At 58.3% G+C, this 24,206-nt stretch carries 22 protein-coding genes; 12 read left to right on the forward strand and 10 right to left on the reverse strand.

Annotated elements, in window-relative coordinates:
• Window positions 1-28: 28 nt before the first annotated feature.
• From V3W27_RS01640 to V3W27_RS01685, 10 genes are all read left to right on the forward strand, one after another.
• On the forward strand, window positions 29-2,677 hold the full coding sequence (locus V3W27_RS01640) for a pesticin C-terminus-like muramidase (protein WP_330205782.1): 2,649 nt from the start codon (window positions 29-31) through the stop codon (window positions 2,675-2,677).
• A complete protein-coding gene (locus V3W27_RS01645) occupies window positions 2,659-3,249 on the forward strand; it encodes a lysozyme inhibitor LprI family protein (RefSeq protein WP_150370053.1) in 591 nt (196 codons plus the stop codon). The genes V3W27_RS01640 and V3W27_RS01645 overlap by 19 nt, the downstream gene beginning before the upstream one ends.
• Before the next feature lie 280 nt (window positions 3,250-3,529).
• Window positions 3,530-4,438, forward strand: coding sequence for a tetratricopeptide repeat protein (locus tag V3W27_RS01650; RefSeq protein WP_330205783.1), 909 nt, complete (start codon window positions 3,530-3,532; stop codon window positions 4,436-4,438).
• 122 nt (window positions 4,439-4,560) lie between these two features.
• Entirely contained in the window at window positions 4,561-5,022 is a 462-nt protein-coding gene (locus tag V3W27_RS01655) for an XAC2610-related protein (RefSeq protein WP_041071688.1), read from the forward strand.
• 320 nt (window positions 5,023-5,342) lie between these two features.
• A complete protein-coding gene (locus V3W27_RS01660; protein ID WP_330205784.1) occupies window positions 5,343-6,737 on the forward strand; it encodes a TIGR01777 family oxidoreductase in 1,395 nt (464 codons plus the stop codon).
• Between the two features lie 9 nt (window positions 6,738-6,746).
• Entirely contained in the window at window positions 6,747-9,197 is a 2,451-nt protein-coding gene (locus V3W27_RS01665; protein WP_330205785.1) for an alpha/beta hydrolase, read from the forward strand.
• 17 nt (window positions 9,198-9,214) lie between these two features.
• The gene (locus tag V3W27_RS01670) at window positions 9,215-9,697 is read left to right on the forward strand and encodes a hypothetical protein (RefSeq protein WP_115988615.1); all 483 of its coding nucleotides are present in this window, start codon (window positions 9,215-9,217) and stop codon (window positions 9,695-9,697) included.
• A gap of 28 nt (window positions 9,698-9,725) precedes the next feature.
• On the forward strand, window positions 9,726-10,103 hold the full coding sequence (locus tag V3W27_RS01675) for a hypothetical protein (RefSeq protein ID WP_096795398.1): 378 nt from the start codon (window positions 9,726-9,728) through the stop codon (window positions 10,101-10,103).
• A gap of 298 nt (window positions 10,104-10,401) precedes the next feature.
• On the forward strand, window positions 10,402-10,935 hold the full coding sequence (locus tag V3W27_RS01680) for an N-acetyltransferase (protein ID WP_096795397.1): 534 nt from the start codon (window positions 10,402-10,404) through the stop codon (window positions 10,933-10,935).
• A gap of 37 nt (window positions 10,936-10,972) precedes the next feature.
• Window positions 10,973-11,134: a hypothetical protein gene (locus tag V3W27_RS01685; protein WP_177434699.1), complete on the forward strand. Its 162-nt coding sequence runs from the start codon at window positions 10,973-10,975 to the stop codon at window positions 11,132-11,134.
• 114 nt (window positions 11,135-11,248) lie between these two features.
• On the opposite strand, the gene V3W27_RS01690 is transcribed toward V3W27_RS01685, so the two are convergent.
• Window positions 11,249-11,620, reverse strand: coding sequence for a DUF6124 family protein (locus V3W27_RS01690; protein ID WP_096795396.1), 372 nt, complete (start codon window positions 11,618-11,620; stop codon window positions 11,249-11,251).
• 522 nt (window positions 11,621-12,142) lie between these two features.
• On the opposite strand from V3W27_RS01690, the gene V3W27_RS01695 reads away from it, so the two are divergent.
• Complete coding sequence (locus V3W27_RS01695) at window positions 12,143-12,526, forward strand: helicase (RefSeq protein ID WP_134784991.1); 384 nt, start codon at window positions 12,143-12,145, stop codon at window positions 12,524-12,526.
• Window positions 12,527-12,800: 274 nt separating this feature from the next.
• Here V3W27_RS01695 and V3W27_RS01700 read toward each other — a convergent pair whose 3' ends face one another.
• From V3W27_RS01700 to exbB, 6 genes are all read right to left on the reverse strand, one after another.
• On the reverse strand, window positions 12,801-14,201 hold the full coding sequence (locus tag V3W27_RS01700; protein WP_095137709.1) for an aminoacyl-tRNA deacylase and HDOD domain-containing protein: 1,401 nt from the start codon (window positions 14,199-14,201) through the stop codon (window positions 12,801-12,803).
• A 79-nt stretch (window positions 14,202-14,280) separates the two neighbouring features.
• The gene (gene recG, locus V3W27_RS01705; RefSeq protein WP_330205786.1) at window positions 14,281-16,356 is read right to left on the reverse strand and encodes an ATP-dependent DNA helicase RecG; all 2,076 of its coding nucleotides are present in this window, start codon (window positions 16,354-16,356) and stop codon (window positions 14,281-14,283) included.
• Between the two features lie 9 nt (window positions 16,357-16,365).
• Complete coding sequence (locus V3W27_RS01710; RefSeq protein WP_027610401.1) at window positions 16,366-17,295, reverse strand: hydrogen peroxide-inducible genes activator; 930 nt, start codon at window positions 17,293-17,295, stop codon at window positions 16,366-16,368.
• Window positions 17,296-17,549: 254 nt separating this feature from the next.
• On the reverse strand, window positions 17,550-18,299 hold the full coding sequence (locus V3W27_RS01715; RefSeq protein WP_095137707.1) for an energy transducer TonB family protein: 750 nt from the start codon (window positions 18,297-18,299) through the stop codon (window positions 17,550-17,552).
• The gene (gene exbD / locus V3W27_RS01720) at window positions 18,296-18,724 is read right to left on the reverse strand and encodes a TonB system transport protein ExbD (protein ID WP_047297280.1); all 429 of its coding nucleotides are present in this window, start codon (window positions 18,722-18,724) and stop codon (window positions 18,296-18,298) included. Before exbD ends, V3W27_RS01715 begins: the two co-directional genes overlap by 4 nt.
• Window positions 18,725-18,730: 6 nt before the next feature.
• A complete protein-coding gene (gene exbB / locus V3W27_RS01725) occupies window positions 18,731-19,687 on the reverse strand; it encodes a tonB-system energizer ExbB (RefSeq protein ID WP_330205787.1) in 957 nt (318 codons plus the stop codon).
• Window positions 19,688-19,875: 188 nt separating this feature from the next.
• Between exbB and V3W27_RS01730 the strand changes: the two genes are divergently transcribed.
• On the forward strand, window positions 19,876-20,733 hold the full coding sequence (locus tag V3W27_RS01730; protein WP_330205788.1) for an SDR family oxidoreductase: 858 nt from the start codon (window positions 19,876-19,878) through the stop codon (window positions 20,731-20,733).
• Between the two features lie 138 nt (window positions 20,734-20,871).
• On the opposite strand, the gene V3W27_RS01735 is transcribed toward V3W27_RS01730, so the two are convergent.
• The 3 genes from V3W27_RS01735 to spoT form a co-directional block, all read right to left on the reverse strand.
• The gene (locus tag V3W27_RS01735; protein ID WP_027610405.1) at window positions 20,872-21,612 is read right to left on the reverse strand and encodes a hypothetical protein; all 741 of its coding nucleotides are present in this window, start codon (window positions 21,610-21,612) and stop codon (window positions 20,872-20,874) included.
• Window positions 21,613-21,685: 73 nt separating this feature from the next.
• Window positions 21,686-22,066 (reverse strand): RidA family protein, encoded by a 381-nt coding sequence (locus tag V3W27_RS01740; protein ID WP_003229509.1) that lies wholly within the window; start codon window positions 22,064-22,066, stop codon window positions 21,686-21,688.
• A gap of 24 nt (window positions 22,067-22,090) precedes the next feature.
• Window positions 22,091-24,196: a bifunctional GTP diphosphokinase/guanosine-3',5'-bis pyrophosphate 3'-pyrophosphohydrolase gene (gene spoT, locus V3W27_RS01745; protein ID WP_064389568.1), complete on the reverse strand. Its 2,106-nt coding sequence runs from the start codon at window positions 24,194-24,196 to the stop codon at window positions 22,091-22,093.
• Window positions 24,197-24,206 lie beyond the last annotated feature (10 nt).

A 24,206-nucleotide genomic window follows, 5' to 3' on the forward strand; every position in this document is an offset into this window, starting at 1 on the left:
CCAGGGATCAGAATTCAGGTAATTGGTAATGACAGAGACAACCAAGAAAGTAGAAAAATGGTCTTATCCCTTGAAAGTAGGGACGGCCGAAGCGACCGATCCGCAGCAGTTCTACAAGGCGTTAGCCAAAGCGAAGGATGGTTACTATCCGCTGGGGGCCAATGGGCTTTGGCATGGCGGCGTGCATTTCGATGAAGATTCGGGTCTGGTGCAGGACTCGACAGAAGTCCGATGCATAGCGGACGGTGAAGTGGTTGCCTATCGAATCGATAGCATCTATCCCAAGTCGAATTTCGGTACAAGCCAGTCCGACTTTTCCACTGGCTTTGTATTGGTCAAACACCGATTGGAAGTGCCGATGCCGCCAGCGCCGGCGGTACCTGCGGGATCTCCTCCTGCAGCACCCGTTCCCGGCCCGAGTCTTACCTTTTTCAGCCTGTATATGCATTTGTTGCAATGGAAAAGCTACGAAGAAACCCCAGCACTGCCGCGGCCGGTCTTTTGGAGCGGCGGTACGTTGCAGGTCAAGGCGACTGCCAACGATGAACTTCTGGGCTTGCGTGTCCGCCAGGAACCACGAGGAAAGCCCGGGTATGCAACGGTCTTGACAGTTTTGAATCGCGGCACGGTTGTCGAGACAGGCGAAGAGCACAATGGTTGGCTCAAGGTTGTCAGCGTCACGCCAGCCAGTGGCGCCCTGCCGCCAGGTACAGGCTGGGTGTTCAAAAGAGAGATGACCGCAGGTTCAACGCCCAATACTTATGTCATTGGAGCCGCTGCCAAAGACCCAATGACTCCACCACAGAAAGGTCTTGTCGTACGCGCCTCTGCTAGCCAGTCAGGCGCTGTGAAAGCAATTTTGCCGCACGGTACGCAAGTTAAAATCGGAAACGACGGGACGCGTGGTAAGTACCAGAAACTGCTGGAGATCGTCAGTGGGAACGCTGTTCCGCCGCTGGCAGCGGGGGAGGTGCTTGGATATGTCTGGGAAGGGCTACTTGAGGCCAAGAGTGAGCCAGCCGAAAAGGACGCCGTGCATGTCTTGGCGACTCCATTCCCGATTACCGCGGGCAGTCTGATTGGACATGTAGGGAAGTATCAGAATCACTCCGATTCAGCCCCCAAAAATCTACTGCACGTAGAGATGTTCAGCTGTGAAGACGTGAAAGCCTTTACCGCGCAGAGCAAAGAGAAAGCTGCGGGACTGCCAGCAGCTGAAAAAACGTTAGTGAAAATTCCGAAAGGCAGCGTGGTGGTTACTCATATGGAAGGAATGGGTCCTTCCAATCCACCTAAAGTGACTGATCCACACAAAACGGTTGGCTATGATTTTCTGATTCCCGTCGGAATGCTGGAGGCTCTACCCGCCGAGAAAAAAATAAAGGTTCCTGTTGTCATGGGAGGAAACACTACCTATACGTTGTGGTGGCGCCTGGACGGGTTATTGGGTGATGCCGACGGGAATGAGCTCAATGGATGGTTTGCAGAGCCAGATACCAAGTTATCGCGGCATTCACCCTTTGAGTGGGAAGGTTTCAGTTTCATCGAAGAAACTGTCAGTAATGCGGACCACCTCGCGGCATCTCTCCATGCTCAGGAAAATTTGACCGAGGAAGAGCGAGCGACATATTTGCCAAACATTGGAAACGCCAATGACGGTCCCGCTAAGCAGTGTCTGTACAAGATGCTCGATAAAAACAGCGACAACAAACTTACACCCGCAGAAATCAAGGAAGTGTTAAGCAAACCTTGGTTTTCTCAGCCGATATCTCAAATGGTTACGCGTTACGAAAGCGAGTGGCAGTTCAAAAGAGAAAAGTGGGATTCGCTGGACGAACTGATGGGGCATAGTGTCTCGGATCCTCATCAGCAGTGGGTGGAAGAAAAACTTAGAATTGAACGCTTGAGTTGGTGGGATAAGCTGGTTGGGAAACATGGCATAACCAGTGATAATAACGTTCAGCATATTCATTTGCTTGGTTTGTTGGGCGGTTTCTTGTCCGGCTGTCCTGAGAAGTGCAAGGCCGAAGTCTATACCCTCGATACAACGGTCGGGCCATATGTGGTGTCCAAGAAGCTATTTGAATTTCTGTTAGCAATCGAAGCTTATCGGGAACATCCATATGCTTTGTCCGATGCCAGCAGTGGAATAACGATAGGTTATGGTTACGATCTGGGGCAGCAAACAGCGGCGAGAGTTGATGCAGAGCTTAAAGATCTGTATACCCCTGAAGAAATAGAAAGATTAAAAGGGGCTCTTGGCAAGAAAGGACAGGATGCGCGCGACTATGTGCACAACGTCAGCTCGATATCCATTAGTAAAGATAACGCTTTAAAGTTAGCTGTAATTATGAAGAAACGGTATGCGCAACAAGTTGTTGACGTATACCCTAAAGCTATAAATTTGCATCCGGATTGTCAGGGTGTATTACTTTCTCTTGTAGTCAATCGGGGCAATTCGTTATCAGGGAATACGCCCGCTAAGGCATTGAAGCGACTAGAGATGAAACAGATAAAAGAAGATTTCGATAACGATAAAACCGAACTGATTCCATCCCGGCTACGTAGCATGAAGCGGCTTTGGGAGAATGATCCTAATACCGCCGGCGTAGCCACGAGACGTGAAAAAGAAGCGGTTTTTTTTGAGGAGGCGTTGAAATGCAATTGCTGGAAGTGACGAAGAAAATATTTTCTGTTTTATCGACGGTATTTCTTTATGCCGGCGTTGCGTCGGCCGATATTGATTGTAATACCGTCAATTCAACAAATCCTGATATTGTAAACTGTTCCCAGAAATCGTTTGAAAAAATTGATAAAGTTCTGAATGAGCAATACAAAGCTTTGTCTGCCGAGCTCGATTCATCAAATAAAGCGGCGCTGCTTTCTACGCAAAAAAAATGGATAACCCTTAGGGATGAATACTGCAAAAACGATGATGAAGAAGGCGGAGAGTCTCCGATTGAGCAATTGTCGTGTAAGAAACAGTTGACGAGTTTTCGTGTTGCCGAACTTGTTTATCTTCGCACCGGGGTCATAGGAGATGGTTTTTATAAAGCCGTATCGTTAGTTAATGAAAAAGCCACCGCTATGAATTATTCGGAAGCTTTGAAATTTGTCGGTGGTAACGAGGATTTTGGACCGGCTTGGAAAGGATATGCAGAAGAAAACTGCGCGATAACATCCCGGTTATTCGGCGAAGCTAAAGATCGGTGCATGGGAAGGATGCGTTTTCAGATTCCGATTTTTTGATTGCTGAACTTGGTGGTTCAGAGTAGTGAAATAGGGCCAGACCACCTTTTAGTAGAATCCGAAAAACGTGGTCTGTCCCCAATTTTCCCAATTTTCTCAAAAAGAGCTACTGATTGTTGTCTGTAAAAACGAGCGGAAAAAGCCTCGGAAGCGTATAGGGCCGATGCCTTCAGTCGCTGGATGGGAATCATTCAGGGACAAAAGTATACCGCTACAATAAATGGCAATACCGCCACGCGAGAAAAAGGAAATTACGGAATAATCGTAGAGGGTGACATCTGTGAGCTTTAATTTCCGCTGGTTTATTATTTTGATTTTGTTTTCGTCTCCAGCGTGGAGCGAAGGGAAAAAGCTGGCATGCGATCCTGATACCAATATTTGCTCAGTGGCTATTTCTGAGAACTTCTGTGGTTCTGATGGCGTTCCAAAGGCGAAGTTTGATATCAGGAGCCAGAGTTATATATTGAGCTGTGAATGTGACTGTAGCTCTCAGGAAAACACCTTCTGGATTTTGAGTGCTGACGGAAAAGTGCAAACACTTGATGCGAGCAAGATCGTAAGTGGCGTGGATATTATCAAGAATAAATCCGGAGTACCTGACGCTTTCGGTGTGGTTCCTTATTGCCAACCAATTAATGCAAGTGGTGAAAGTCTGGTGTATCTACAGAAAGGTCCTGGCTCTGCGGGGCAACCACAACCATATTGCTATTCAGTGTTTGAACATGATGAAGCGCAGAAATGTGAAAGCGCTGAATGTCTGAGTAAGATAGAAATGGTCTCTGGTGTTGAGGAAAATATAAAAGAAGAACTTTTGGTCGAGTTCAAAAACGCCACGTCGCGCCTTTATAAGGATAAAGCAAGATTTTCTAGCTTTCCGAAACGTGATTTTATTGAACGCTACATTGGTGAGTATGGTTACTCTTCTGCCAGCCAACAAGTTTTCAATGACGTAGCATTTTTTTGGCAGCAAGCAGGCTTCAATACCGACGCAATTTGGCTCTTGAAAAAAGTTATTTCAGAAAATCCGAAGCGGACAGTTGCCTATCTTAATCTCGCAGATGCTTATTGGGAGGCGGGTGATAAAGCATCCGCAGGAAAGAACTATAAGGTATACACCGATCTCATGAGCGAGAATGGCAAGCAAGCCAAGGTTCCTGATCGGGTTAGGCAGCGTGCTACAACGCAGTAATAGAAGAAGTTGCAGACTTCTCTTCTTCTGTTAAGGCTCACGGGTCATGACTAGGCCTTAGAAACGTTATTGTTTGATGGGACATTTACTACGGAGCTTTAATGGATCTGTTCTGCGAGTACATGCATTTCAAAACTTTAGCGTTATCACTGCTGGGCCTGCTGTGGACGATCCCGTCGCTAGCCGAAACCGCTACGTTCAGCCCAACCCAAGGCGTTGAAACAACGCTGGTTCTCAAAGGCTCCACGCTGAACGTCGCGGTTAAAGGCGAAACGCATAACGAGTCGCGGACGGTCGATTTTGAAGCCGTAAACGAACTCCACATGCAGTTCGACGATTTCAATTTCGACGGCGCTCAGGATTTCGCGATCTGGCAGCTTGATGACGGCATGGGTACTTACGACTACTACCGGGTGTTCATTTACCAAGCCAGAATCGGCACCTTCGAAGAATTGCAGCCGGATTGCGGCGATGGATTCGTTAATTTGCGCGTCGACAAAAAGCGTAAAGTGTTGCTCAGCACCTACTGGGAAATGAACATAACCAAGCAATGCGTCACCCGGTTCTCCAAACGCAAAGCCTGAATGACTCAAGGAAGAACACAGTGAAACGGTTTGTTGTGGCGAGCTTAGAACGAAGGATATGTCTCGGGCGTTAGCCTGTTATCAAATGGCGGCTGACAAAGGTAATCAGTTGGGCCTCTTCATCGTGGGGCGATTGGGATCGTCAGGCGCCGCGCCGATTGAGGCTTGCCACTGCATTTGAATTTTGGGGCATGTTTGATGCGCTTTCGCACGCGCTGAGCCTGAATCCGTCACCATAAAACGTTTAGTGCTTAAGCGTCTGACAACTCCCATTTTCCTTTAAACTCCCCCACCCCCAAGGAATGCGCTCAGGACACGGAATGCCAGCCCCCTCGAACTCCCTTCGCCCTGCGCTAGTGCTCTGGCTATACGCCGCCGCAATCGTGCACATTCTCGCCGGCCTCACCCTGACCTGGGCCGGTCACTCCGGTTTACTCGACGGCTATTTGCACACCCTCGAACTCGCATTCTGGGGCGCCGATGCGGTTCCCACCGCCGGTCACGAACAACAGGTTTGGTGGTTCGCGCTGTTTGGCGCGACGTTGCAAAGCTATTCGTTGTACATGCTCGCGCTGGTGCACTTGGGCAGTCGCTTGAAAGCCCCGGCAGTGTGGGGATGGTTGATCGCCGGCGTCCTGTTATGGGCGCCGCAGGACATGTGGCTGTCTGCGCAAAAGCAGGTTTGGTCGCACCTGTGGCTCGACGGTTTTGCGTTGCTGGTGTTGTTGCCACCGCTGGTTTGGCTGTATCGCCATGACCGCCGAAAATCCCCTTCAGTAAAGACTCCGAGCACATCCAACCCGTTTGTTGGCAGCGCTTTTAAACGCGTACTGATCACCGGCGGCACAGGGTTTATAGGTGAAGCTTTAGTCCACCAGTTACTCGACGCCGGTCATTCAATTAGCGTTCTAACGCGTGATCCGTTGAGCGCCGCCGCCTTGTTCAACGGCCGCGTCCGCTGTATGCATTCGCTCGGCGAACTCAGCCACGACGAAACCTTCGACGTAGTGATCAATCTCGCTGGCGCGCCCGTCGCCGGCCCACGCTGGAGTTCCAAGCGTCAGGCGCAACTGCTCGCCAGCCGAGTCGGCACCACCGAAGCGTTGATGACTTGGTTGAAGAACACCGAGCACAAACCAGCACTGTGGATTCAGGCCTCGGCCATCGGTTTCTACGGCGTGCGCGATGCCAGCGAAAACCTCGACGAACACGCCAGCAAGGGCGACGGTTTCATGGCCGAACTCTGCGCGCGTTGGGAAGCCGCCGCGCAACCGGCCACTGAGTTTGGCGTGCGTCAGGTGGTGCTACGCCTCGGCGTGGTCTTCGGCCCGGGCGGCGCGTTGACGCCGTTGCTGCTGCCGTTCCGCTTGGGCTTCGGCGGGCGCATGGGCGATGGTCGGCAGATCATGAGTTGGGTGCATCGCGACGATGTGCTTCAGGTGATCGCAAGGGCTTTCAATGACGACAGTCTGCGCGGCACCTACAACATGGTGGCGCCGGAAACGGTCAGTCAGGCAGCGTTCGCCGAGCAGGCCGGCAAGGTCCTCAAGCGTCCGGTGTGGTTCCACATTCCAGCCGCGCCAGTACGTGCGCTGGCAGGGGAGATGGCGCAGTTGTTTTTTGACGGTCAGCGCGTGGTGCCGCAGCGTTTGACCGAGGCCGGCTACACATTCCGCTATCCAACCCTCGACGCCGCTCTGCGCGATCTGACCTGAGGCTCGTCCATGAGCAAGCCGTTGATGTACCTACTGGCCGGCAACGGCAGCGCCGCCGATTGGTGGGATGACGCGCTGCCGCACTTCCAGCGCTACGACGTGGTACCGCTGGAGTTGCCAGGCTTCGGCGCCAACCCGCAGCCACCCTGCGAAGATCTGGCGGACTACGCGCAGACCTTGCTGGCGATGACGCAGAAGGGCAGCGCGATCATGGCGGTGGGGGTCAATGCCTTGCTTGTATTGCATGCGTTGCAGCGTCGGCCCGGACACTTTTCCCGCAGCGTTTTGTTGGCGCCGGTCGGTGCGTTTTTGTGGCAGCGGCGCTTGCCGGCGCTGATGTCACCGCTTCCGATCCGCAAGACCATCCACTGGCTGCTGTCGAACAAACCCACGTTGTTCGCGCGCAAGTTTTCCAACCAGACTTGGACGCCCGAGCAGTACCAGCGCATGGGCGCCGGCTATGCGCGCTGCCGTGCGTTTGTGCCGCATTGGGATCTGATTCGCGCCGATACCGCGTTGCCACTGCTGGAGTGGATCACCGATCCGGTCGAGCTGGTTTGGGGCGATCAGGACGCGGTGCTCGGCATCGAGCAAGCGGCGGCGTGGTCGGCGATTCTTGCGCGGGCTGATCTGACCATCAGCCTCAAATCTGGTTGGGGTCATTACCCGTGGATCGACTCGCCCGCCCAGTTCGCGCAGTGGCTGGAGTCGAGCGAGCGCGGGTTTGTTGCGCACACCAAAGGCGGGCGTTTGCGCCTGGCCGAACTGGCGCGGCAAGCGGTGCCGGCGGCGCTGACGCTCAACGATTGCAGCGATCCGCGTCTGCCGGCATTTCTCGCTGCCCACCCTGATGTGATTTGGGCGGTGCGCTCCTCCAGTTATGGCGAGGATCAGGCCGACTCGGCGAATGCCGGTTTGAGCACCACCTATCTGCGCGAGCCGACCGCCAATGTGCCGAAACGCATCGCCGAATTGACGGCCGAAGGTGTCGAGGAAGTGGTGGTGCAACGCTTCATCACCCCGGTAGTTTCCGGGATCGCGTTCGTGCGCCATCTCTCGGTAGAGCTGGAGTGGGTTGAAGGCCATCTCGAAACGCTGGCCGACGGTCACGTCAGCCCCTCACGAGCAACGCTTTCGCGGCTTGGGGATGCCTGGCGCAGCGGCACGTTCACGCCGTCCCACGGCTTGACCGAAGACCTGCTGTGGCGCTTTCTGCAAGACGTGTTGCGCGTGTTCCACTACGTGCCCGGCGACGTCGAATGGGCCTGGGACGGCTCGCAACTCTGGCTCCTGCAATACCGGCCGATCAGCGATTACGGCTGGCGCCGGCACCTGACCGCCGCCAACATTGCGGAGATTCTGCCGCCGCAACCGAGCGTGCTGGTCGAGTACGCCCAGCGCCGAGCCGCTGCGAGTATTCCGGCGATCATGGCGCGTTGGGATGCGCGGGTGCTGCAGGACAACGAGCCGTTCACTGCTGTGTTCGCCGGCGCGTCCTACATCAACAATGACCTGTTTCTTGCCCGGTTGGCCGACTGGGGCATCAGCGCCGATAACTACGCCGGTGAAGTTGGTGGTGCGACGCCGCATCTGCCGTCGCAACCGCTGAAGATGTTGCGTTCGTTGCCGCTGTTTTTGCGTATGCAACGCAAGGCCCGCGGCCATTTGCTGAACCTTGAAAACGGCTTGCAGCGCTTCGATCGGGAGCTTGCCGAACTGGTCGCCCAAGCTGCCGATGGCCAGCAATTAGCAGACTGGTTCTCCCGGTTCTACGTGTTCGTGGTGCAAGGCAATCTGTGCATCGCCACGGCACTGGCCAGCAGCGGCGGCGACTGGCTGGGCCGCCCGCCGACCGCTTACGACAACCTGGAAAACAGTCCTCATCGACTGCCATGGGAAACCGATCCGGCCACGCCTCGACCTGCGTCGAGCGAGCTGCCGCTACAGCCATTCCCGCAATGGCCCGGACTGATCCGCCTCGCGCACTCGACCGGCCTGCCGGGCCTGCGCGGTTATTACTTGCAAGTGCGCGAGTGGTATCGCGACAACCTGATGCGCATCTTCTTCCGGCTTCATCACGCCATGCCACTGGCGGACCGCGAACATTGGTTTGCACCGCACCCCAATGTGCGCACCCGCGATGGCAGCTTTTGGCAGGACGGTCGCGAAGGTGCGGAGCAGGCCACCGGGTTCATGATTTATCCGGGACAAGTGCAAGGCATTCTCGGCGAGGACATCTTGCTCGAAGACACCCTCGATCCGGGGCGGCACGCGCATTACCAAACGGCGCGGGCAGTGATTGCGCGGATGGGTGGGCGGTTGTCGCATGGCTCGACGTTGCTGCGCGAATTGCGAAAGCCGTCGGCGGTGATGCCGCAGGTGGATCCTGCGTGGGTGGGGTGTGAGGTGTTGTATCGGGATGGTGAGTTGCAATTGATGAGTTCGAAGGATAGGAAGTGAAAACACTATTGTTGCGTATGAACTGGCTGTCACTGGTAGCGGGCAGTCTCTTGGCAATTTCAACCGCCATGGCCTTCGCTGCAGATCCAACCTTCAAGGATTACACCGTCACGCCAGTTTTCAACGGCCCCAACCATAAGCTGGTGCCGCAAGAAAACAGCAGCCCAATGATGGACCAAGCGCGGGCACAAGCCCTGAAAGGCAAGGTCAACTTCGCCGGCCATTACATCCTGCACAGGCTCGGCTGTGGCGGTAGCGCCGTTTGCGGCGAAGTGCTGGACGCCCAGACCGGTGAAGTAGTTGGCGGTCTGCCGAATGCTTACGACGGCAGCACGTTCGGCATTGTCTACCAGCCCGATAGTCGCATGCTCATCGTTTCCGGCATTTCCGCCGATACTGAAGAAGACGCACAGGGCAATGAGCTGGAAACCCGCTACAGGACTCGCTACTACGAGTTTGTGAACAACGAGTTCCGATTGCTGATGTTCAAAGACTTGTAATCGCCGCCGCTTGATTAAGGATGATTGGATGAACCGTTTTTCCATTCGGCTCACGCCGAATGCTCTTTTACTCTTGCCCCTTATCTGCGCCATCCCGGCATCCGCCGAGGCAGCGAATTGCTATGGCTATTTCACCGAAATGGTCAGGAGCAGCAATTTCCCGTTTCGCTATGTCAGCAAGGACAAGGTCAACTTGCTGATTGATGAAGATGACGGCGAAGTGGCGCGTGCGAAGTTGCTCTTTGACACCGACGGTACCGGCACCATCGGCTGGATCAAATACACCCCGGCCACTCGGGTATTGCTCAACACCTCGGCGGAACTGGAGGAGCCAGTGGAGCTGTCATTCGATGCCAAGTTCGCCGACGGCTATGCAAAGTGCATGACTAAACAGCAGGTCGGTTAACGGCGAAAAGGATGTCTTCATGAGTTATCGTTATTTGGCGGGCAGCCTTGCGCTGCTGCTTTCGCTTCCAGCTTTCGCCGCTCCGGAAGGATGCCTACACCCAGCGCGATGTTATGCAATGTGGCGGTGTTGAAGTGGTGTTGGTGTCGTCCTGCCGTTGGGCGATGGCGTAGGCGGCTGAAGCTAGAGGCCGCGGATTGCTCGGACCAGATAATCAATGTCAGGGTATTTCTGTTGATGTTCAAAAGCTTTCAAACGCCGTTACTCTCTCGACCTTGAAAATTGCCAGTGGTTGTCCATGTCCAAGAGTCGAGGGAACGGGTATCGCTACCAGATCTGGAGATCTGAGGCGCGTAAGGCAGCGGAAGCCCTGGTGCGCGAGAACCAGAACCTCATAACCAGAGGTATTGATACAACTCAAATTCGATATGAGCCCATTACTCTTGCTGCCATCGAAGCCGCCGATCTGTGGGGGGATGAGGCTACGCTATACCCATGGCATGACGTGCATCAATGGAAGCAGGCTGACATCCGAGGCTTTGATGTCTCGCTTTGGTTCGACCGGGAATTATGTGGGTTGTGTTATGCCTCACCTCGCAAGAGCAAGCTGTGCATCAAGATTGTGATTCTGGAGGGCAAGCCGGACAGATCTCATCCGTTGCGAGGCACCGTGGCTGCTTTGGCGCTAACCGCGATTGAAAACTACGCGATCTTAATAGGTTGTACGGAAATTGAAGTTCAAGAACCAGCCGCCGCTGCTATACCGTTGTATGAGAGTTTAGGGTTTGGCTTTGATCCGACGGGCCGGCTTGTTATTGGGGTTGAGCGGTAATACTATCCAGTCAAATTTCGAGACCCGAGAGGTTTCCATGAAAAAGTCCAAACATGAACCCAAGCCTATGATGGCTGCCCGGTTCCAGGCCGAAGCTCGTGAGGTTTTGGCCAAACGTTCCGGTAAGCGCAGCCGCTTTCTGGATGTCGCACTGTCCAAAGGCAGTGATTTCGAGCCTGTCGGTCGACTGGCCGGCTGAAGGTTTCGGATTCTCGAAAAAGCTGCCTGATTGGCAGTTTTTTTGTGTCTGGATTTTTTACCGATAGGTGCAGAAAGGGGACTTAACGTCCCCTTTTTTCATCCGCAAATTTCGCTAGCACTTGGCCGCCACGTTCCGCACTTCAATATGGTCGAGCGTCCCTTCCACCATCAATCGCACCCCATCCGCCATTCTGCTCAGGGCCAGCGCCACCGAGCGGCGTGAGCCGTGGAGGTCGTCGGCGAGGTCGCAGGCGATGGCGCTGATGGACAGGAGGTCTTCGGAGGCGTTGGCCATGAGGGCTTCGGCGTCGGTGCCGGGGGTGAGGCTGAAGAGGCCGGTTTCGCGTTTGGGTTGGGATTCGGTGCGCGGTTTGAAGTGGTGGTCGAGGGCGCGTTCGGCGGCTTCGTGGAATTTCTTGGACTCCAGTGATTCGTAGGGCGATATGTCTGGGGTTTCGGGGGGATTGGGTGTTGGTTTGATCATGGTGCAGCTTCCTGGAGTTGTGAGGCCGACACCTATTCGCTTTGCACTTCGAAATAGGTGGCAGCTGTGCGTTGGTGTGCAAGACCGGTCCAGGTGGCCGGCAGACCCGAAGGTCTCCGACGCACAGCCGCCATAACGATCCGCGAGCATAGGAAAACGCTCGGCGAAATGCCATCAACGAATGTGCACCTGAACCGGACTTGCACGTCCGAGTCGCCGATTTTGCGGCGACACACAGAGGCTATCGACGAACTGCCAACCTGCCTAGTTCATAGGTATCGCGGCATTTTGCAGGAAATTTCCCATAGGTTTGCAGGCCGGAAGATCAAAAGATCGCAGCCTTCGGCAGCTCCTACAGGGATGTGTTTCAACAGGTGTAGGACGGTGGGTGCCGAGTTGTGACTTGGCGGTCATCGTGCGGGAAATGGTCTGCATCATCTTCCAATAGCGGCAGATAGTGGCGTTATCGTCTGAATCCCTTACACTGCCCCGGCCGTTCATTTTCCTTTTGAGGCTGTGCGCATGAAATTTCGTTTTCTTCTGTGGATGATGGGTTTGTTGATGGGTAAGGCCAGCCGGACAAATCCTGCGTTCCAGCAGCAGTTGGGTGACAAGGATCTGGTGTTTCAGCTGCAGACGCTGGACGGGAAAGTGGCGCGGCATTTCGTGGTGAAGAATCAGCGCGTTACCAGCAAGTCTGGGGTGGTGACGGAGCCGGCGTTTGCGATTGCGTTCAAGGATGCGGGTTATGCCTTTGCCACGATGCAGGCGAAGAACAAGCAGCTGGCGTTTATGCAGGGGATTCAGGACAAGTCGATCCAGCTGAAGGGGAATCCGGCGCTGGTGATGTGGTTTCAGGGATTGATGAAGTATTTGAAGCCGAGGAAGGCGAAGCCTAAGGCTTGAGTGGAAGGGCTTGAGTAGAAGGGCTTGAGAAGATGGGCTGTCGTGGCGAGGGGATTTATCCCCGATGGGCTGCGCAGCGGCCCCAAAACCTGAGACCTCGATATAACTGACACACCCTGTTGGCTGGGTTTGCGACTGCTGCGCAGCCGGCCGGGGATAAATCCCCTCACCACAGGGTTTCGCTGAGCCAGTTGGATCGTGGTGAATTCTTCGCGAGCAGGCTCGCTCCCACAGGGATTTGTATAAATCCTGGGGGGAGCGGGCCTGTTTTGGTTCAGGCCTGGCTGAACTGCGAGGCCAGTTCGCGCAGCAGGACTTCGGCTTCGAGGACTTTACTGACCACGTCATTTGCCTTGTCGCGGGTCAGGCCGACGCGTTCGAGCAGGGCGTCGGGGATGTCTTCGTCGGGGCCGGAGCCGATGCCGCGGCTGCGCAGCAGGCGCACGGCCAGGCAGACGAGGTTCGGGTATTCGGCGTAGGCGCCGTCGTAGCTTGGGTCGTGCTGGAAGCGCAGAGCAGTGGCCAGTTCATCGGGCATGTCCCAGTAGCGCATTAGCCACGAGCCGATCTGTTCGCGGCTGATGCCCAGCAGGTGCTGCTCGATGTAGCTGTGGCACAGGTGCGGGTTGACCTCCAGGTGGCGGCAGATCAGCGAGAAGTGCGGCGGGAACACGTGGGCCAGCAGCAGGTAACCGAAGTTGTGCAGCAGACCGGCGAGGTAGGTCAGGCCGGCTTCCGGGCGCTGGGCGCGCGGCATGGCGCGGGTCAGGCCTTCGATGACGGCGGCGGTGTAGATCGATTGCTGCCAGTACGGCGTGGTGTGTTGCGGGTGGTCTTTCGGCAGGCTCAGGGTCTTGCCGAGGGCCAGGCCCAGGGCGAGGTTGATCACCAGATCGAAACCGAGCACGCGAACGATCGCGTCTTCCACCGAGCGGATCTTGCCCGGCGAGGCGTAGTACGGCGACGCAGCCCAGCTCACCACTTGTGCAGCCAGCGCCGGGTCGGTTTCGACCACGCCGGTGATGTCGTCGATGGTGGCGTTGGGGTCGACGCGCAGCTTGATGATTTTTTGCGCGGTTTCGGCCAGCGGTGGAATCTCGATGGTCGCTTCCAGACGCTGCTGGATCCGGCGTGCGGTGAATGCCTGCACGGCCTGGGTGATTTCCTCGCGGTCATCGTCCGGGCGATCAAGGTTCGGGCGGATGCTGCTCAGGGCTTCGCCGAAGTTGGCGGCGCTGGCCTTGGTCAGCATGCTCTTGAAGGCTTCGCTGGTGATTTCCAGCAGCAGGCCCGGCTCGCCGGAGTTGATCAGCAGCTTCGGTTCGCGCAGCAGGCTCTCTTCGTAGAGACACGGCGAACTGGTCAGTGCCGGCAGGCCCGGCAGCAGGCTCAGGCTGTGTTTGCCGAGCATCTTTTCCAGGCGCTCGGTGGACACGGCGGTCAGGCGTCGGCCAGTGAGTTCGGCGAGGCGGTTGAGGTCGAGCAACTGGCTCTGCGGAAACAGCACCATCAGCGCGCCGACGGCATCGTCCAGCAACACGGCTTGTACCTTGCGCGAAGCGTTGAGGCCGTGGTGGTCGAGCACTTCTTCGTAGGCGATCCCCAGCTTGCCGAGCAGCAGCCGAATTACAGACGGCGCGTGCGGAAGTTCAGGGGCGAGAGCTGCGTCAGTCATGGTGTGTATCCGTTTTTGAAACAATGGCAGGAGTATAACCAGCTCTGTAGGAACGATCCTGCACAAACTGCGACGGTGCTCACACTTGGCCGTATTGCTGCCCGTGGCGCAACCAACGGTCGAGCAATGGGCTGACGTGCGTCGGCCAGCGTTCCAGCAGCGCTTGCGCAGCATCGCGCACGGCGGGTAGCAGATCGGCGTCGCGCATCAGGTCGGCGACTTTGAATTGCAGCAGACCGGTCTGACGGGTGCCGAGCATTTCGCCGGGGCCGCGCAGTTCGAGGTCTTTTTCGGCGATGACGAAACCGTCGTTGGTCTCGCGCATGATGCCCAGGCGCTGGCGGCCGATCTGCGATAGCGGCGGATGGTAGAGCAGCACGCAATGGCTGACCGCGCTGCCCCGGCCGACGCGACCGCGCAACTGGTGCAACTGCGCGAGGCCCAGGCGCTCGGGGTTTTCGATGATCATCAGGCTGGCGTTGGGCACGTCGACGCCGACTTCGATCACCGTCGTGGCGACCAGCAGTTGCAGGTTGCCGGCCTTGAATTCAGCCATGACCGCCGCTTTTTCTGCAGGCTTCATGCGCCCGTGGATCAGCCCGACTTTCAGCTCGCCGAGGGCGGCGGTGAGGTCTTCGAACGTGGTTTCGGCGGCCTGACAGGTCAGCTCCTCCGATTCTTCGATCAGTGTGCACACCCAATAGGCCTGACGCCCTTCGGCGCAGGCGCTGCGCACCCGTTCGATGACTTCGACGCGGCGGGTGTCGGTGACCAGCACGGTGTTAACCGGGGTGCGACCGGGCGGCAGTTCGTCGAGGATCGAGGTGTCGAGGTCGGCGTAGGCGCTCATCGCCAACGTGCGCGGGATCGGCGTGGCGGTCATGATCAGTTGGTGCGGACACATGCGCCCGCCGACGCCTTTCTGCCGCAGCGCCAGACGCTGCTGCACGCCAAAGCGGTGTTGTTCGTCGATGATCACCAGCGCCAGATTCTTGAACTGCACTTCATCCTGAAACAGCGCGTGAGTGCCGACCACCATCGGCGTGCCGCTGGCGATTTGTTCCAGCGCGGTGACGCGGTTCTTGCCCTTGAGCTTGCCTGCCAGCCATGCGACGTCGATGCCCAGCGGTTCGAGCCAGCGCTTGAAGGTGATGAAGTGTTGCTCGGCAAGGATCTCGGTCGGTGCCATCAATGCGACCTGATAACCGGCCTCCAGCGCTTGCAGTGCCGCGAGGGCGGCGACCACGGTTTTGCCCGCGCCGACGTCGCCCTGAATCAGGCGCAGCATCGGTTCGTGCTGGCTGAGGTCGTAGGCGATTTCGTTGCCGACGCGTTGCTGGGCGCCGGTCGGGTTGAAACCGAGGTTGGCCAGGTATTTCGGCGGCAGCTTTTTCGCCTTCGGCATCGCTGGCGCGCGCAGGGAACGCATGCTTTCGCGCAGACGTTGTTGCGACAGCTGATGGGTCAGCAGTTCTTCGAAGGCCAGGCGATGCTGGGCCCAGTGATGACCGAGGGCCAGCTCATCGACATCGGCATCGGCGGGCGGGTTGTGCAGGTAGCGGATCGCGTCGGCCAGCGGCGCCAGTTGGTAGTCACGGGCCAGTTCGGTCGGCAGCCAGTCGGGCAGGGTGTTCGGCTTGAGCAGCGTCAGGGTCTGCATGCACAACTGGCGCAGGCGCTGTTGGGTCAGGCCTTCGGTGAGCGGATAGACCGGGGTCAGGGTTTCATCCACGGGCGGCGGTTCGTCACCGGTGATGGCGCGGTATTCCGGGTGGTAGATTTCCAGTCCCGAGGCGCCGGGTCGCACTTCGCCGTAGCAGCGAATCCGTGTGCCGCGCTTGAGGCCTTCTTTCTGCGCGTTGCTGAAATGGTAGAAGCGCAGGCTCAGGCCGCCGGTGCCGTCCTGCATGCGCACGACGAGGCTGCGACGCCGGCCCATGACCACGTCGGCGCCGCTGACGGTGCCTTCGACCACCGCGTCCTGTCCCGGGCGCAAGTGGCCGATCGGCACCACACGGGTGCGATCCTGATAACGCAACGGCAGGTGAAACAGCACGTCCTGGAGGTTTTCCAGGCCGACCTTGGCCAGCTTCTCGGCCATGGCTTCGCCGACATCCTTGAGTGCCGTCACCGACACTTGCGACAGCTCGGTCATGACCCTGGCTTAACCGGCCGTGACCGGTGCGGCGGGCTTGGCCACCGAGCACAGGCGAACGGAGTCGGCGAGGATCTCGATGGCTTTCGGCCGCGGGAAGCTGGCGCGCCAGGCAATCGCCACGGTGCGGAACGGGACCGGCGCCGACAGCGGCCGCACTTCGATCACGCCCGGGGCGTAGTGGTGGCTGTCCACGGCCGACAGCGGCAGGATCGAGATCCCCAGACCGGACGCGACCATGTGGCGGATGGTTTCCAACGAGCTGGATTCCACCGTGGTGTGTTTGGCGCCGTCATTGCCCTTGGTCAGGGTCGGGCAGGCCTCAAGCACCTGATCGCGGAAGCAGTGGCCTTCGCCGAGCAGCAGCAGGCTCTTGTCGTTGAGCAGGGCGGCGTCGATGGATTCTTTTTGCGTCCACGGGTGCTGGGCTGGCATCAAGACGTAGAACGGCTCGTCGTACAGCGGCAGGGTCAGCACGTCGGCTTCGTTGAACGGCAGGGCGATGATGATTGCGTCGAGCTCGCCGTTGCGCAGTTTGTCGCGCAGCACGTGGGTGAAGTTTTCTTCGATGTACAACGGCATCTGCGGGGCGACCCGGTGCAGTTGTGGAATCAGGTGCGGGAACAGGTACGGCCCGACGGTGTAGATCGCGCCGACTTTCAGCGGGGCGGTCAGCTGGTTCTTGCCGGCCTGGGCCAGTTCACGGATGCCTTGCGCCTGTTCCAGGACTTTCTGCGCCTGGGCGACGATGCCTTCGCCGACCGGGGTCAGGCGCACGGCGCTTTTACTGCGCTCGAAAATCAGCACACCGAGTTCGTCTTCAAGTTTTTTCACGCCCACCGACAGGGTCGGCTGGCTGACGTGGCAACGCTCGGCGGCGTGGCCGAAGTGCTGCTCTTGGGCGAGGGTAACGATGTAGCGTAATTCTGTGAGGGTCATAGCAAGCGTCCATGAAGTTGCGGGCCAAGCATAACGGCTGCAATCGATAGACGCACGTTATCAGACTGAGTGAGGAATGCGACACCGGGCAATGTGAGTTTGCAGTGTGCAGATACGCAAAAGGCACCTTTCGGTGCCTTTTCGATCCCACTGTCGACCCTGTGGGAGCGGGCTTGCTCGCGAATGCGGTGTGTCAGAAACATGGATGTCGACTGACACGACGCTTTCGCGAGCAATCCTGCTCCCACATTGGATCAGCGGCGTTTATCCAGCGAGTACACAAACGGCGCGACAATTTCGATCGAGCCGTTGTTGAGCATGTCGGCCGGTGGCTTGGGCAGCGGTTGTGCGCGGCGGATCATTTCCAGGGTGGCCCGGTCCAGATCGGCGTTGCCCGAGCGGCCCACCAGTTCGAACGACAACACATTGCCTTCAGCGTCGACGACGAAACGCAGACGGTTCAAGCCTTCCTTGCCGCGAGCCTGCGCACTGGCCGGATACTTCTTGTACTTGCCCAAGTGCGCGAGCAGGGTGTTTTGCCAGCTGGCCTTGGCGGCCATTTGTGCGGGCGACGGTCCCGGTGCCGGCTGGGCGGATTTCTCCGTCGGGGCCTGGGTCGGCTGTGTCTCCGCCGGTTTTTCCTCGGAAGGTTTTTCCTTCACCGGCTCCGGTTTTTTCTCCACCGGTTTGGGCGGCTGCGGTTTCGGCTTTGGCTTGGGTTTGGGCTTCGGTACGGCAATCTCGGCCTTGGGTGCTTCAGCCAGTTTCGGAATCGGCAACTCTTCAACCGGAGCCGGTGGCTGCGGCGGTGTGACGACTTTCGGCGGAGCAGGCGGTGGCGGGGTCGGAACCGGTGCCAGCTCAACCATCATTGCCTGCGGCGGCAGTTCGATGGGCGGGCGGGCGGTCCAGTTCAGCGCCAGCGCGATGGCCAGCGCGTGAACGCCCAGCACCACGGCCAGGCTACCGCTGTAACGCGTCAGCTTATGGCGCGTCGTGATCATTTCTTGGCTGCGCTCTCAAGGCCCACCAGACCGACCTTCAGGTAACCGGCGGAACGCAATTTATCCATCACGCTCATCAGGTCGCCGTAGTCCACGCCCTTGTCGGCCTGGAAGAAGATGGTGGTGTCTTTCTTGCCCTGGGTCTTGGCGTCGAGCACGGCGCCAAGGGTTTCGGCTTTCACTTCATCGTCGCCGATGTACAGGCGCTGATCAGCTTTAACACTGAGGAACACCGGTTTCTCCGGGCGCGGCGCCGGTTTGGCGGTCGAGGCCGGCAGGTCGACTTTGATGTCCACAGTGGCCAGCGGCGCGGCCACCATGAAAATAATCAGCAGCACCAGCATCACGTCGATGAACGGCGTGACGTTGATTTCGTGGTTCTCGGCCAGATCGTCGTCTGCGCCTTCTTTCAAATGCAGGCCCATGGCCGATTACCCCACTTTCACCATGTGTGGTTGCGAGCTGCTGCGCTCAGGCTGGTGATCGAGGTCACGGCTGACCAGCAACAGGACCTGCGCCGAAGCGTCGGACACCTGCGCCTTGTAGCCGGCGATGGAGCGGGCGAACACGTTGTAGATCACCACCGCAGGAATCGCCGCAACCAGGCCCAGCGCGGTGGCCAGCAGCGCTTCGGCGATGCCCGGCGCCACGACGGCAAGGTTGGTGGTCTGGGTCTTGGCGATGCCGATGAAGCTGTTCATGATGCCCCACACGGTACCGAACAGGCCGACGAACGGCGCGGTGGAACCGATGGTGGCGAGGACGCCGGTGCCGCTGCTCATGTTGCGGCCACAGGCAGCGACCAGACGCTCAAGACGGAAGCTGACGCGCTCCTTGATGCCTTCTTTCTCGCGGCTGTTGACCGACAGGCGCATCTCTTCGAGCGCGTCGTGCACCAGCAGGTTGGCCAGGGTGCCTTCCTTTGCCGCAGTGGCGCTGGCTTCCTTGAGGGTCGCGGCTTTTTTCAGGGCAGCGATTTCACCGCGCAGACGACGCTTGGCGCCCATCAGCTCGAAGCCTTTGGCGATCCAGATGGTCCAGGTGATGATGGAAGCGATGGCCAGACCGATCATCACGATTTTCACGATGATGTCGGCGTTCTGGTACATGCCCCATGGCGACAGGTCGTGGGCCATGCCCAAGCTGTTGTCAGGTTCGAGCACTTCAGGCGCGTCTGCTGCGCTGGCGTCTACAGCCTGTACCGGGTCGGTGGCGGCTGGCGCGGCGGTAGCAGGCGCGTGCTGTTCAGTGGCAGCCGGGGCGGCTGGCGCCTGGGCATCGGCGAAGGCGGCGGTCGGCGCCAGCATCAGGCTGAGCAGCAGGGCCGCCACCGCGCTGAAGGCGCGAGGTCGTTTGGTTGGCGAAGCGGGGTTTTGATTACGTGTCATGCTGGCCGGACCTGAAGTAGAAAACGGTTGATGCTCTTCCAGGCCTCGTGAGGCCGAGAACAAAAGTGGGGTGCATTATTGCAAGTAATTCTTGTTAACAGAAGTAATAGAGTATCTTTTTTTCCACGATTGCTAGCCGTTCGTCCTTTACGAGGGCTAGTCTGTTCCTTTGGTTTGGGAGTTTTTTGATGTCCGCGCCTTCTGTTTTGATTGCCGGTTGTGGTGACGTCGGCAGTCGTCTGGCTACGCAATTGTTGGCCGCCGGCTGGGAGGTGCATGGTCTGCGCCGTGATGTTTCGCGCTTGCCGGATGGCGTCATCGGCGTCGCCGGTGACCTGTTCAAGGAAGATTGCCCGGAAAACTGGCCGTTCGGAGCGGTGGATTACCTGGTGTATTGCGCGGCCGCCACCGATCACGATGAAGCCGGTTATCGCGCCGCCTACGTGCAGGGTTTGCAGAACGTGCTTAGCTGGCTGGACGACTACGGGCAGACGCCTGATCGGCTACTGTTCGTTTCCAGCAGCAGTGTGTACGGGCAGCAGGAAGGGGAGTGGGTCGACGAACATTCAGCGACCGTCGCCAGCGGCTATTCCGGGCAGGTGATGCTTGAGGCTGAGCAAGTGGCGCTGAACAGCGGTATCCCGGCGAGCATCGTGCGCCTGACCGGCATTTACGGCCCGGGACGTGAATGGCTGTTGACCCAGGTACGTCGCGGTTATCGGGTGGCGGTCGAGCCGCCGCTATACGGCAATCGCATTCATGCTGATGACGCGGCGGGGCTGATGGCGTTTCTGCTGCAGGCAGCTCATCAGGGCGCGCCGTTGCAGGATGTTTATATCGGTGTGGACGATGCGCCGGCACCGCTGGCCGAAGTGGTCGCCTGGTTGCGCGAGTATCTGGGTGTCACCGATTGGGCGGAAGACGCCAGCGTACGCCGCACCGGCAGCAAGCGCTGCAGCAATGCCCGGGCGAAGGCGCTGGGCTGGACGCCGAAGTATCCGAGTTACCGTGAAGGCTATGCGGCGATTCTTGAAGGTAAATGCTGACTTCCAGACACCCAAAAACAATTGTAGGAGTGAGCCTGCTCGCGATGTGGCCATAACATTCAACACTTATGTTGGCTGTTAAACCGTCATCGCGAGCAGGCTCACTCCTACAGGGCTATGTGTTGCCCTCAGGTGTGGTTACTGCTTCTCAAGCAACCACTTGCGCTCACCCGGGGTGAACTGCGGCATTTCATCCGCCAGTGCGGTATTCACTGCCTGGAAAATCTCCAGCGCCTTGCCTTTGCGGGCGAAGATCCAGTTGTTGCCCTGGCCGTTGAGTTGCAGCCACATGCTGTCGTGGTCGCTGTTCATCGAGGCGCAGTCGCCTGCCAGGCACAGGGCATAGCGGTCGGCGCCGGGCAGACCGGAGACCTGGCCGTCGGCCTGGAACTGCACGGTGTTGCCTTCGCCGTCGCCGCTGGCAATCTTCCAGCTGCCGCCCAGGTACGCTGAATACAGCGCCCGTTCGAAGCTGGCACCGATTGGCGCGCCTTCCGGTACGGGGATTTGCGCGCGGTCGAACAACTGATCCGGCTCGTTCTCGGTGGCGGCTTGTTTCATCCGTCCGCCGTCGCGTTTCAGCTCACTGCCGGAGCTGCCATAGAAGTCGACTTTCCAGGCGCCGGACTGTTCGCCCTGCAGCCGTCCTTCGACGTTCTCGAAACCGTTGGTGTAGCGGGCCTGACCAGCCTTGGTGTTGACGTCCCACTCCAGGTTCGGGCCATAGGCCTGAAGCGCTTCGCGCAGGGGGCCGCCCTTGGCAGCAGCGTCGATCGCCACCTGGTTGATCCAGGTGCCGCTGATGTCACGGTCGGCGGGGTCGCTGGCACAGCCGCCGAGGAAAATGGCGAGCAGCGAGAGAGCAAGCGCTTTGCGCATGGTGGAATCCTTTCAAAACCTTTTCTTTACCGCAGAGCAGTCGGCGCAGCGTTTGAAGGCTGCGCCGTGCGCATTACTCGATGACCAGGATGGCATCCATTTCGACCTGCGAACCCTTCGGCAGGGCAGCAACGCCGATGGCGGCGCGGGCCGGGTACGGCTGATCGAAGTACTTGCCCATGATCTCGTTGACCTTGGCGAAGTGGCTCAGGTCGGTGAGGAAGATGTTCAGCTTGACGATGTCCTTGAACGAACCGCCAGCGGCTTCAGCCACGGCTTTGAGGTTCTCGAACACCTGGACGGTCTGGGCTTCGAAGCCTTCAACCAGTTCCATGGTCTTTGGGTCCAGAGGAATCTGGCCCGACATGTAGACGGTGTTGCCGGCCTTGATCGCCTGGGAGTAGGTACCGATGGCAGCTGGGGCCTTGTCGCTGGTGATAACGGTCTTGGTCATGTATGACTCCTTGTTAGGTGTGAATTAGGCACGCATGCGGGTGATGCGGATGACCCCGGTCAGGGCGCGCAGTTTCTTGATCACGCGGGCCAGGTGCACACGGTCGTGGACGCTGACCACCAGTTGGACGACGCTGATGCGGCCATCGCGCTCGTCCATGCTGATTTTCTCGATATTGCCGTCGGCCGCGTTGACGCTGCTGGCCAGCAGGGCGATCAGGCCGCGCTGGTGTTCCAGCTCGACGCGCAGCTCGACGTTGAATTCGCCGGTGACATCCTTGGCCCACGAGAGCTGGATGCATTTTTCCGGGTTGTGCCTGATTTCGCTGATGTTGCGGCAGTTGTCCAGGTGCACGACCATGCCTTTGCCCGCCGACAGGTGCCCGACAATCGGGTCGCCCGGGATCGGCGTGCAGCATTTGGCGTAACTGAGCACCAGACCTTCGGTACCGCGAATCGCCAGGGGGCCTTCCGGGCTCGGCAGCTGCTCGCCTTCGCCAAGCAGGCGGCGCGCCACGACATAGGCCATGCGGTTGCCCAGACCAATGTCTTCGAGCAAATCTTCAATCAGTTCGAGGCGGTATTCGGTGAGCATCGCCTTGACGCGCTCGGTCGGAATTTTCTCTAGCGAGCTGTCGAAACCGTTGAGCACCTTGTTCAGCAGGCGTTCGCCGAGGCTGATGGACTCGGAGCGACGTTGCAGTTTCAGTGCATGACGGATGTGCGTACGTGCCTTGCCGGTGACCACGAAGTTGAGCCACGCCGGATTCGGCCGCGCGCCGGGTGCGCTGACGATCTCGACCGTGGAGCCGCTTTGCAGCGGTTCGGACAGCGGTGCGAGACGGCGGTTGATCCGGCAGGCGATGCAGCTGTTGCCGACGTCGGTGTGCACCGCATAGGCAAAGTCGACCGCCGTGGAGCCTTTGGGCAGCTCCATGATCCGGCCTTTGGGCGTGAACACGTAGACCTCGTCCGGGAACAGGTCGATCTTCACGCTCTCGATGAATTCCAGCGAGTTGCCGGCACGTTGCTGCATTTCCAGCACGCCTTTGACCCACTGGCGGGCACGAGCGTGAGTGCCTTTGGGCTGCTCGTCACCGCTGGATTTATACAGCCAGTGAGCGGCAATGCCGTTGTTGGCCATTTCTTCCATTTCGCGGGTGCGGATCTGGATCTCGATCGGTACGCCGTGCATGCCAAACAGCGTGGTGTGCAGCGACTGATAGCCGTTGGCCTTGGGAATCGCGATGTAATCCTTGAAGCGTCCCGGCAACGGTTTGTACAAATTATGCACAGCACCCAGCACGCGGTAGCAGGTATCGACCTTGTCGACGATGATCCGGAACGCATAGACGTCCATGATCTCGTTGAAGGCCCGACGCTTGCCGCGCATTTTCTTGTAGATGCCGTAGAGGTGTTTCTGGCGACCGCTGACTTCGCCCTGGATGCCGTCGATCGCGAGGCAGTGGCCGAGGGACTCTTCGATCTTGTTGACGATTTCCTTGCGGTTGCCCCGGGCGCGCTTGACCGCCTGGTAGATCCGCGCCGAACGCATCGGGTGCATCGCCTTGAAGCCGAGGTCTTCGAATTCGATACGAATGGCGTGCATGCCCAGCCGGTTGGCGATGGGCGCATAGATTTCGAGGGTTTCCTTGGCGATCCGGCGGCGTTTTTCCCCGGACAGCACTTCCAGCGTGCGCATGTTGTGCAGGCGGTCGGCAAGTTTGACCAGGATCACGCGAATGTCGCGGGCCATGGCCATGGCCATTTTCTGGAAGTTTTCGGCCTGGGCTTCGGCCTTGGTCTCGAAGTTCATCTGGGTCAGTTTGCTGACCCCGTCGACCAGTTCGGCCACGGTTTCACCGAACTGCGCTTGCAGCGCTTCTTTGGCGATACCGGTGTCTTCGATTACGTCATGCAGCATCGCGGCCATCAGGCTCTGATGGTCCATGTGCATGTCGGCAAGAATATTCGCCACCGCAAGAGGATGCGTGACGTACGCCTCGCCACTGCGACGGCGCTGACCGTCATGGGCTTGTTCGGCGTAGAAATACGCTCGGCGGACCAGGTTGACCTGGTCGTTGCCGAGGTAGGTCGATAAGCGATCGGCGAGGGCGTCTATGCTCGGCATGATGACTCCT

It is taken from the genome of Pseudomonas sp. AM14(2022), assembly GCF_036346455.1.
GTDB lineage: Bacteria > Pseudomonadota > Gammaproteobacteria > Pseudomonadales > Pseudomonadaceae > Aquipseudomonas > Aquipseudomonas putida_A.

Coding starts and splice junctions, on each gene's coding strand:
- V3W27_RS01640 (WP_330205782.1), top strand. CDS start 29: ATGACAGAGACAACCAAGAAAGTAGAAAAATGGTCTTATCCCTTGAAA.
- V3W27_RS01645 (WP_150370053.1), top strand. CDS start 2,659: ATGCAATTGCTGGAAGTGACGAAGAAAATATTTTCTGTTTTATCGACG.
- V3W27_RS01655 (WP_041071688.1), top strand. CDS start 4,561: ATGCATTTCAAAACTTTAGCGTTATCACTGCTGGGCCTGCTGTGGACG.
- V3W27_RS01660 (WP_330205784.1), top strand. CDS start 5,343: ATGCCAGCCCCCTCGAACTCCCTTCGCCCTGCGCTAGTGCTCTGGCTA.
- V3W27_RS01665 (WP_330205785.1), top strand. CDS start 6,747: ATGAGCAAGCCGTTGATGTACCTACTGGCCGGCAACGGCAGCGCCGCC.
- V3W27_RS01670 (WP_115988615.1), top strand. CDS start 9,215: ATGAACTGGCTGTCACTGGTAGCGGGCAGTCTCTTGGCAATTTCAACC.
- V3W27_RS01675 (WP_096795398.1), top strand. CDS start 9,726: ATGAACCGTTTTTCCATTCGGCTCACGCCGAATGCTCTTTTACTCTTG.
- V3W27_RS01680 (WP_096795397.1), top strand. CDS start 10,402: ATGTCCAAGAGTCGAGGGAACGGGTATCGCTACCAGATCTGGAGATCT.
- V3W27_RS01685 (WP_177434699.1), top strand. CDS start 10,973: ATGAAAAAGTCCAAACATGAACCCAAGCCTATGATGGCTGCCCGGTTC.
- V3W27_RS01690 (WP_096795396.1), bottom strand. CDS start 11,620: ATGATCAAACCAACACCCAATCCCCCCGAAACCCCAGACATATCGCCC.
- V3W27_RS01695 (WP_134784991.1), top strand. CDS start 12,143: ATGAAATTTCGTTTTCTTCTGTGGATGATGGGTTTGTTGATGGGTAAG.
- V3W27_RS01700 (WP_095137709.1), bottom strand. CDS start 14,201: ATGACTGACGCAGCTCTCGCCCCTGAACTTCCGCACGCGCCGTCTGTA.
- recG (WP_330205786.1), bottom strand. CDS start 16,356: ATGACCGAGCTGTCGCAAGTGTCGGTGACGGCACTCAAGGATGTCGGC.
- V3W27_RS01710 (WP_027610401.1), bottom strand. CDS start 17,295: ATGACCCTCACAGAATTACGCTACATCGTTACCCTCGCCCAAGAGCAG.
- V3W27_RS01715 (WP_095137707.1), bottom strand. CDS start 18,299: ATGATCACGACGCGCCATAAGCTGACGCGTTACAGCGGTAGCCTGGCC.
- exbD (WP_047297280.1), bottom strand. CDS start 18,724: ATGGGCCTGCATTTGAAAGAAGGCGCAGACGACGATCTGGCCGAGAAC.
- exbB (WP_330205787.1), bottom strand. CDS start 19,687: ATGACACGTAATCAAAACCCCGCTTCGCCAACCAAACGACCTCGCGCC.
- V3W27_RS01730 (WP_330205788.1), top strand. CDS start 19,876: ATGTCCGCGCCTTCTGTTTTGATTGCCGGTTGTGGTGACGTCGGCAGT.
- V3W27_RS01735 (WP_027610405.1), bottom strand. CDS start 21,612: ATGCGCAAAGCGCTTGCTCTCTCGCTGCTCGCCATTTTCCTCGGCGGC.
- V3W27_RS01740 (WP_003229509.1), bottom strand. CDS start 22,066: ATGACCAAGACCGTTATCACCAGCGACAAGGCCCCAGCTGCCATCGGT.
- spoT (WP_064389568.1), bottom strand. CDS start 24,196: ATGCCGAGCATAGACGCCCTCGCCGATCGCTTATCGACCTACCTCGGC.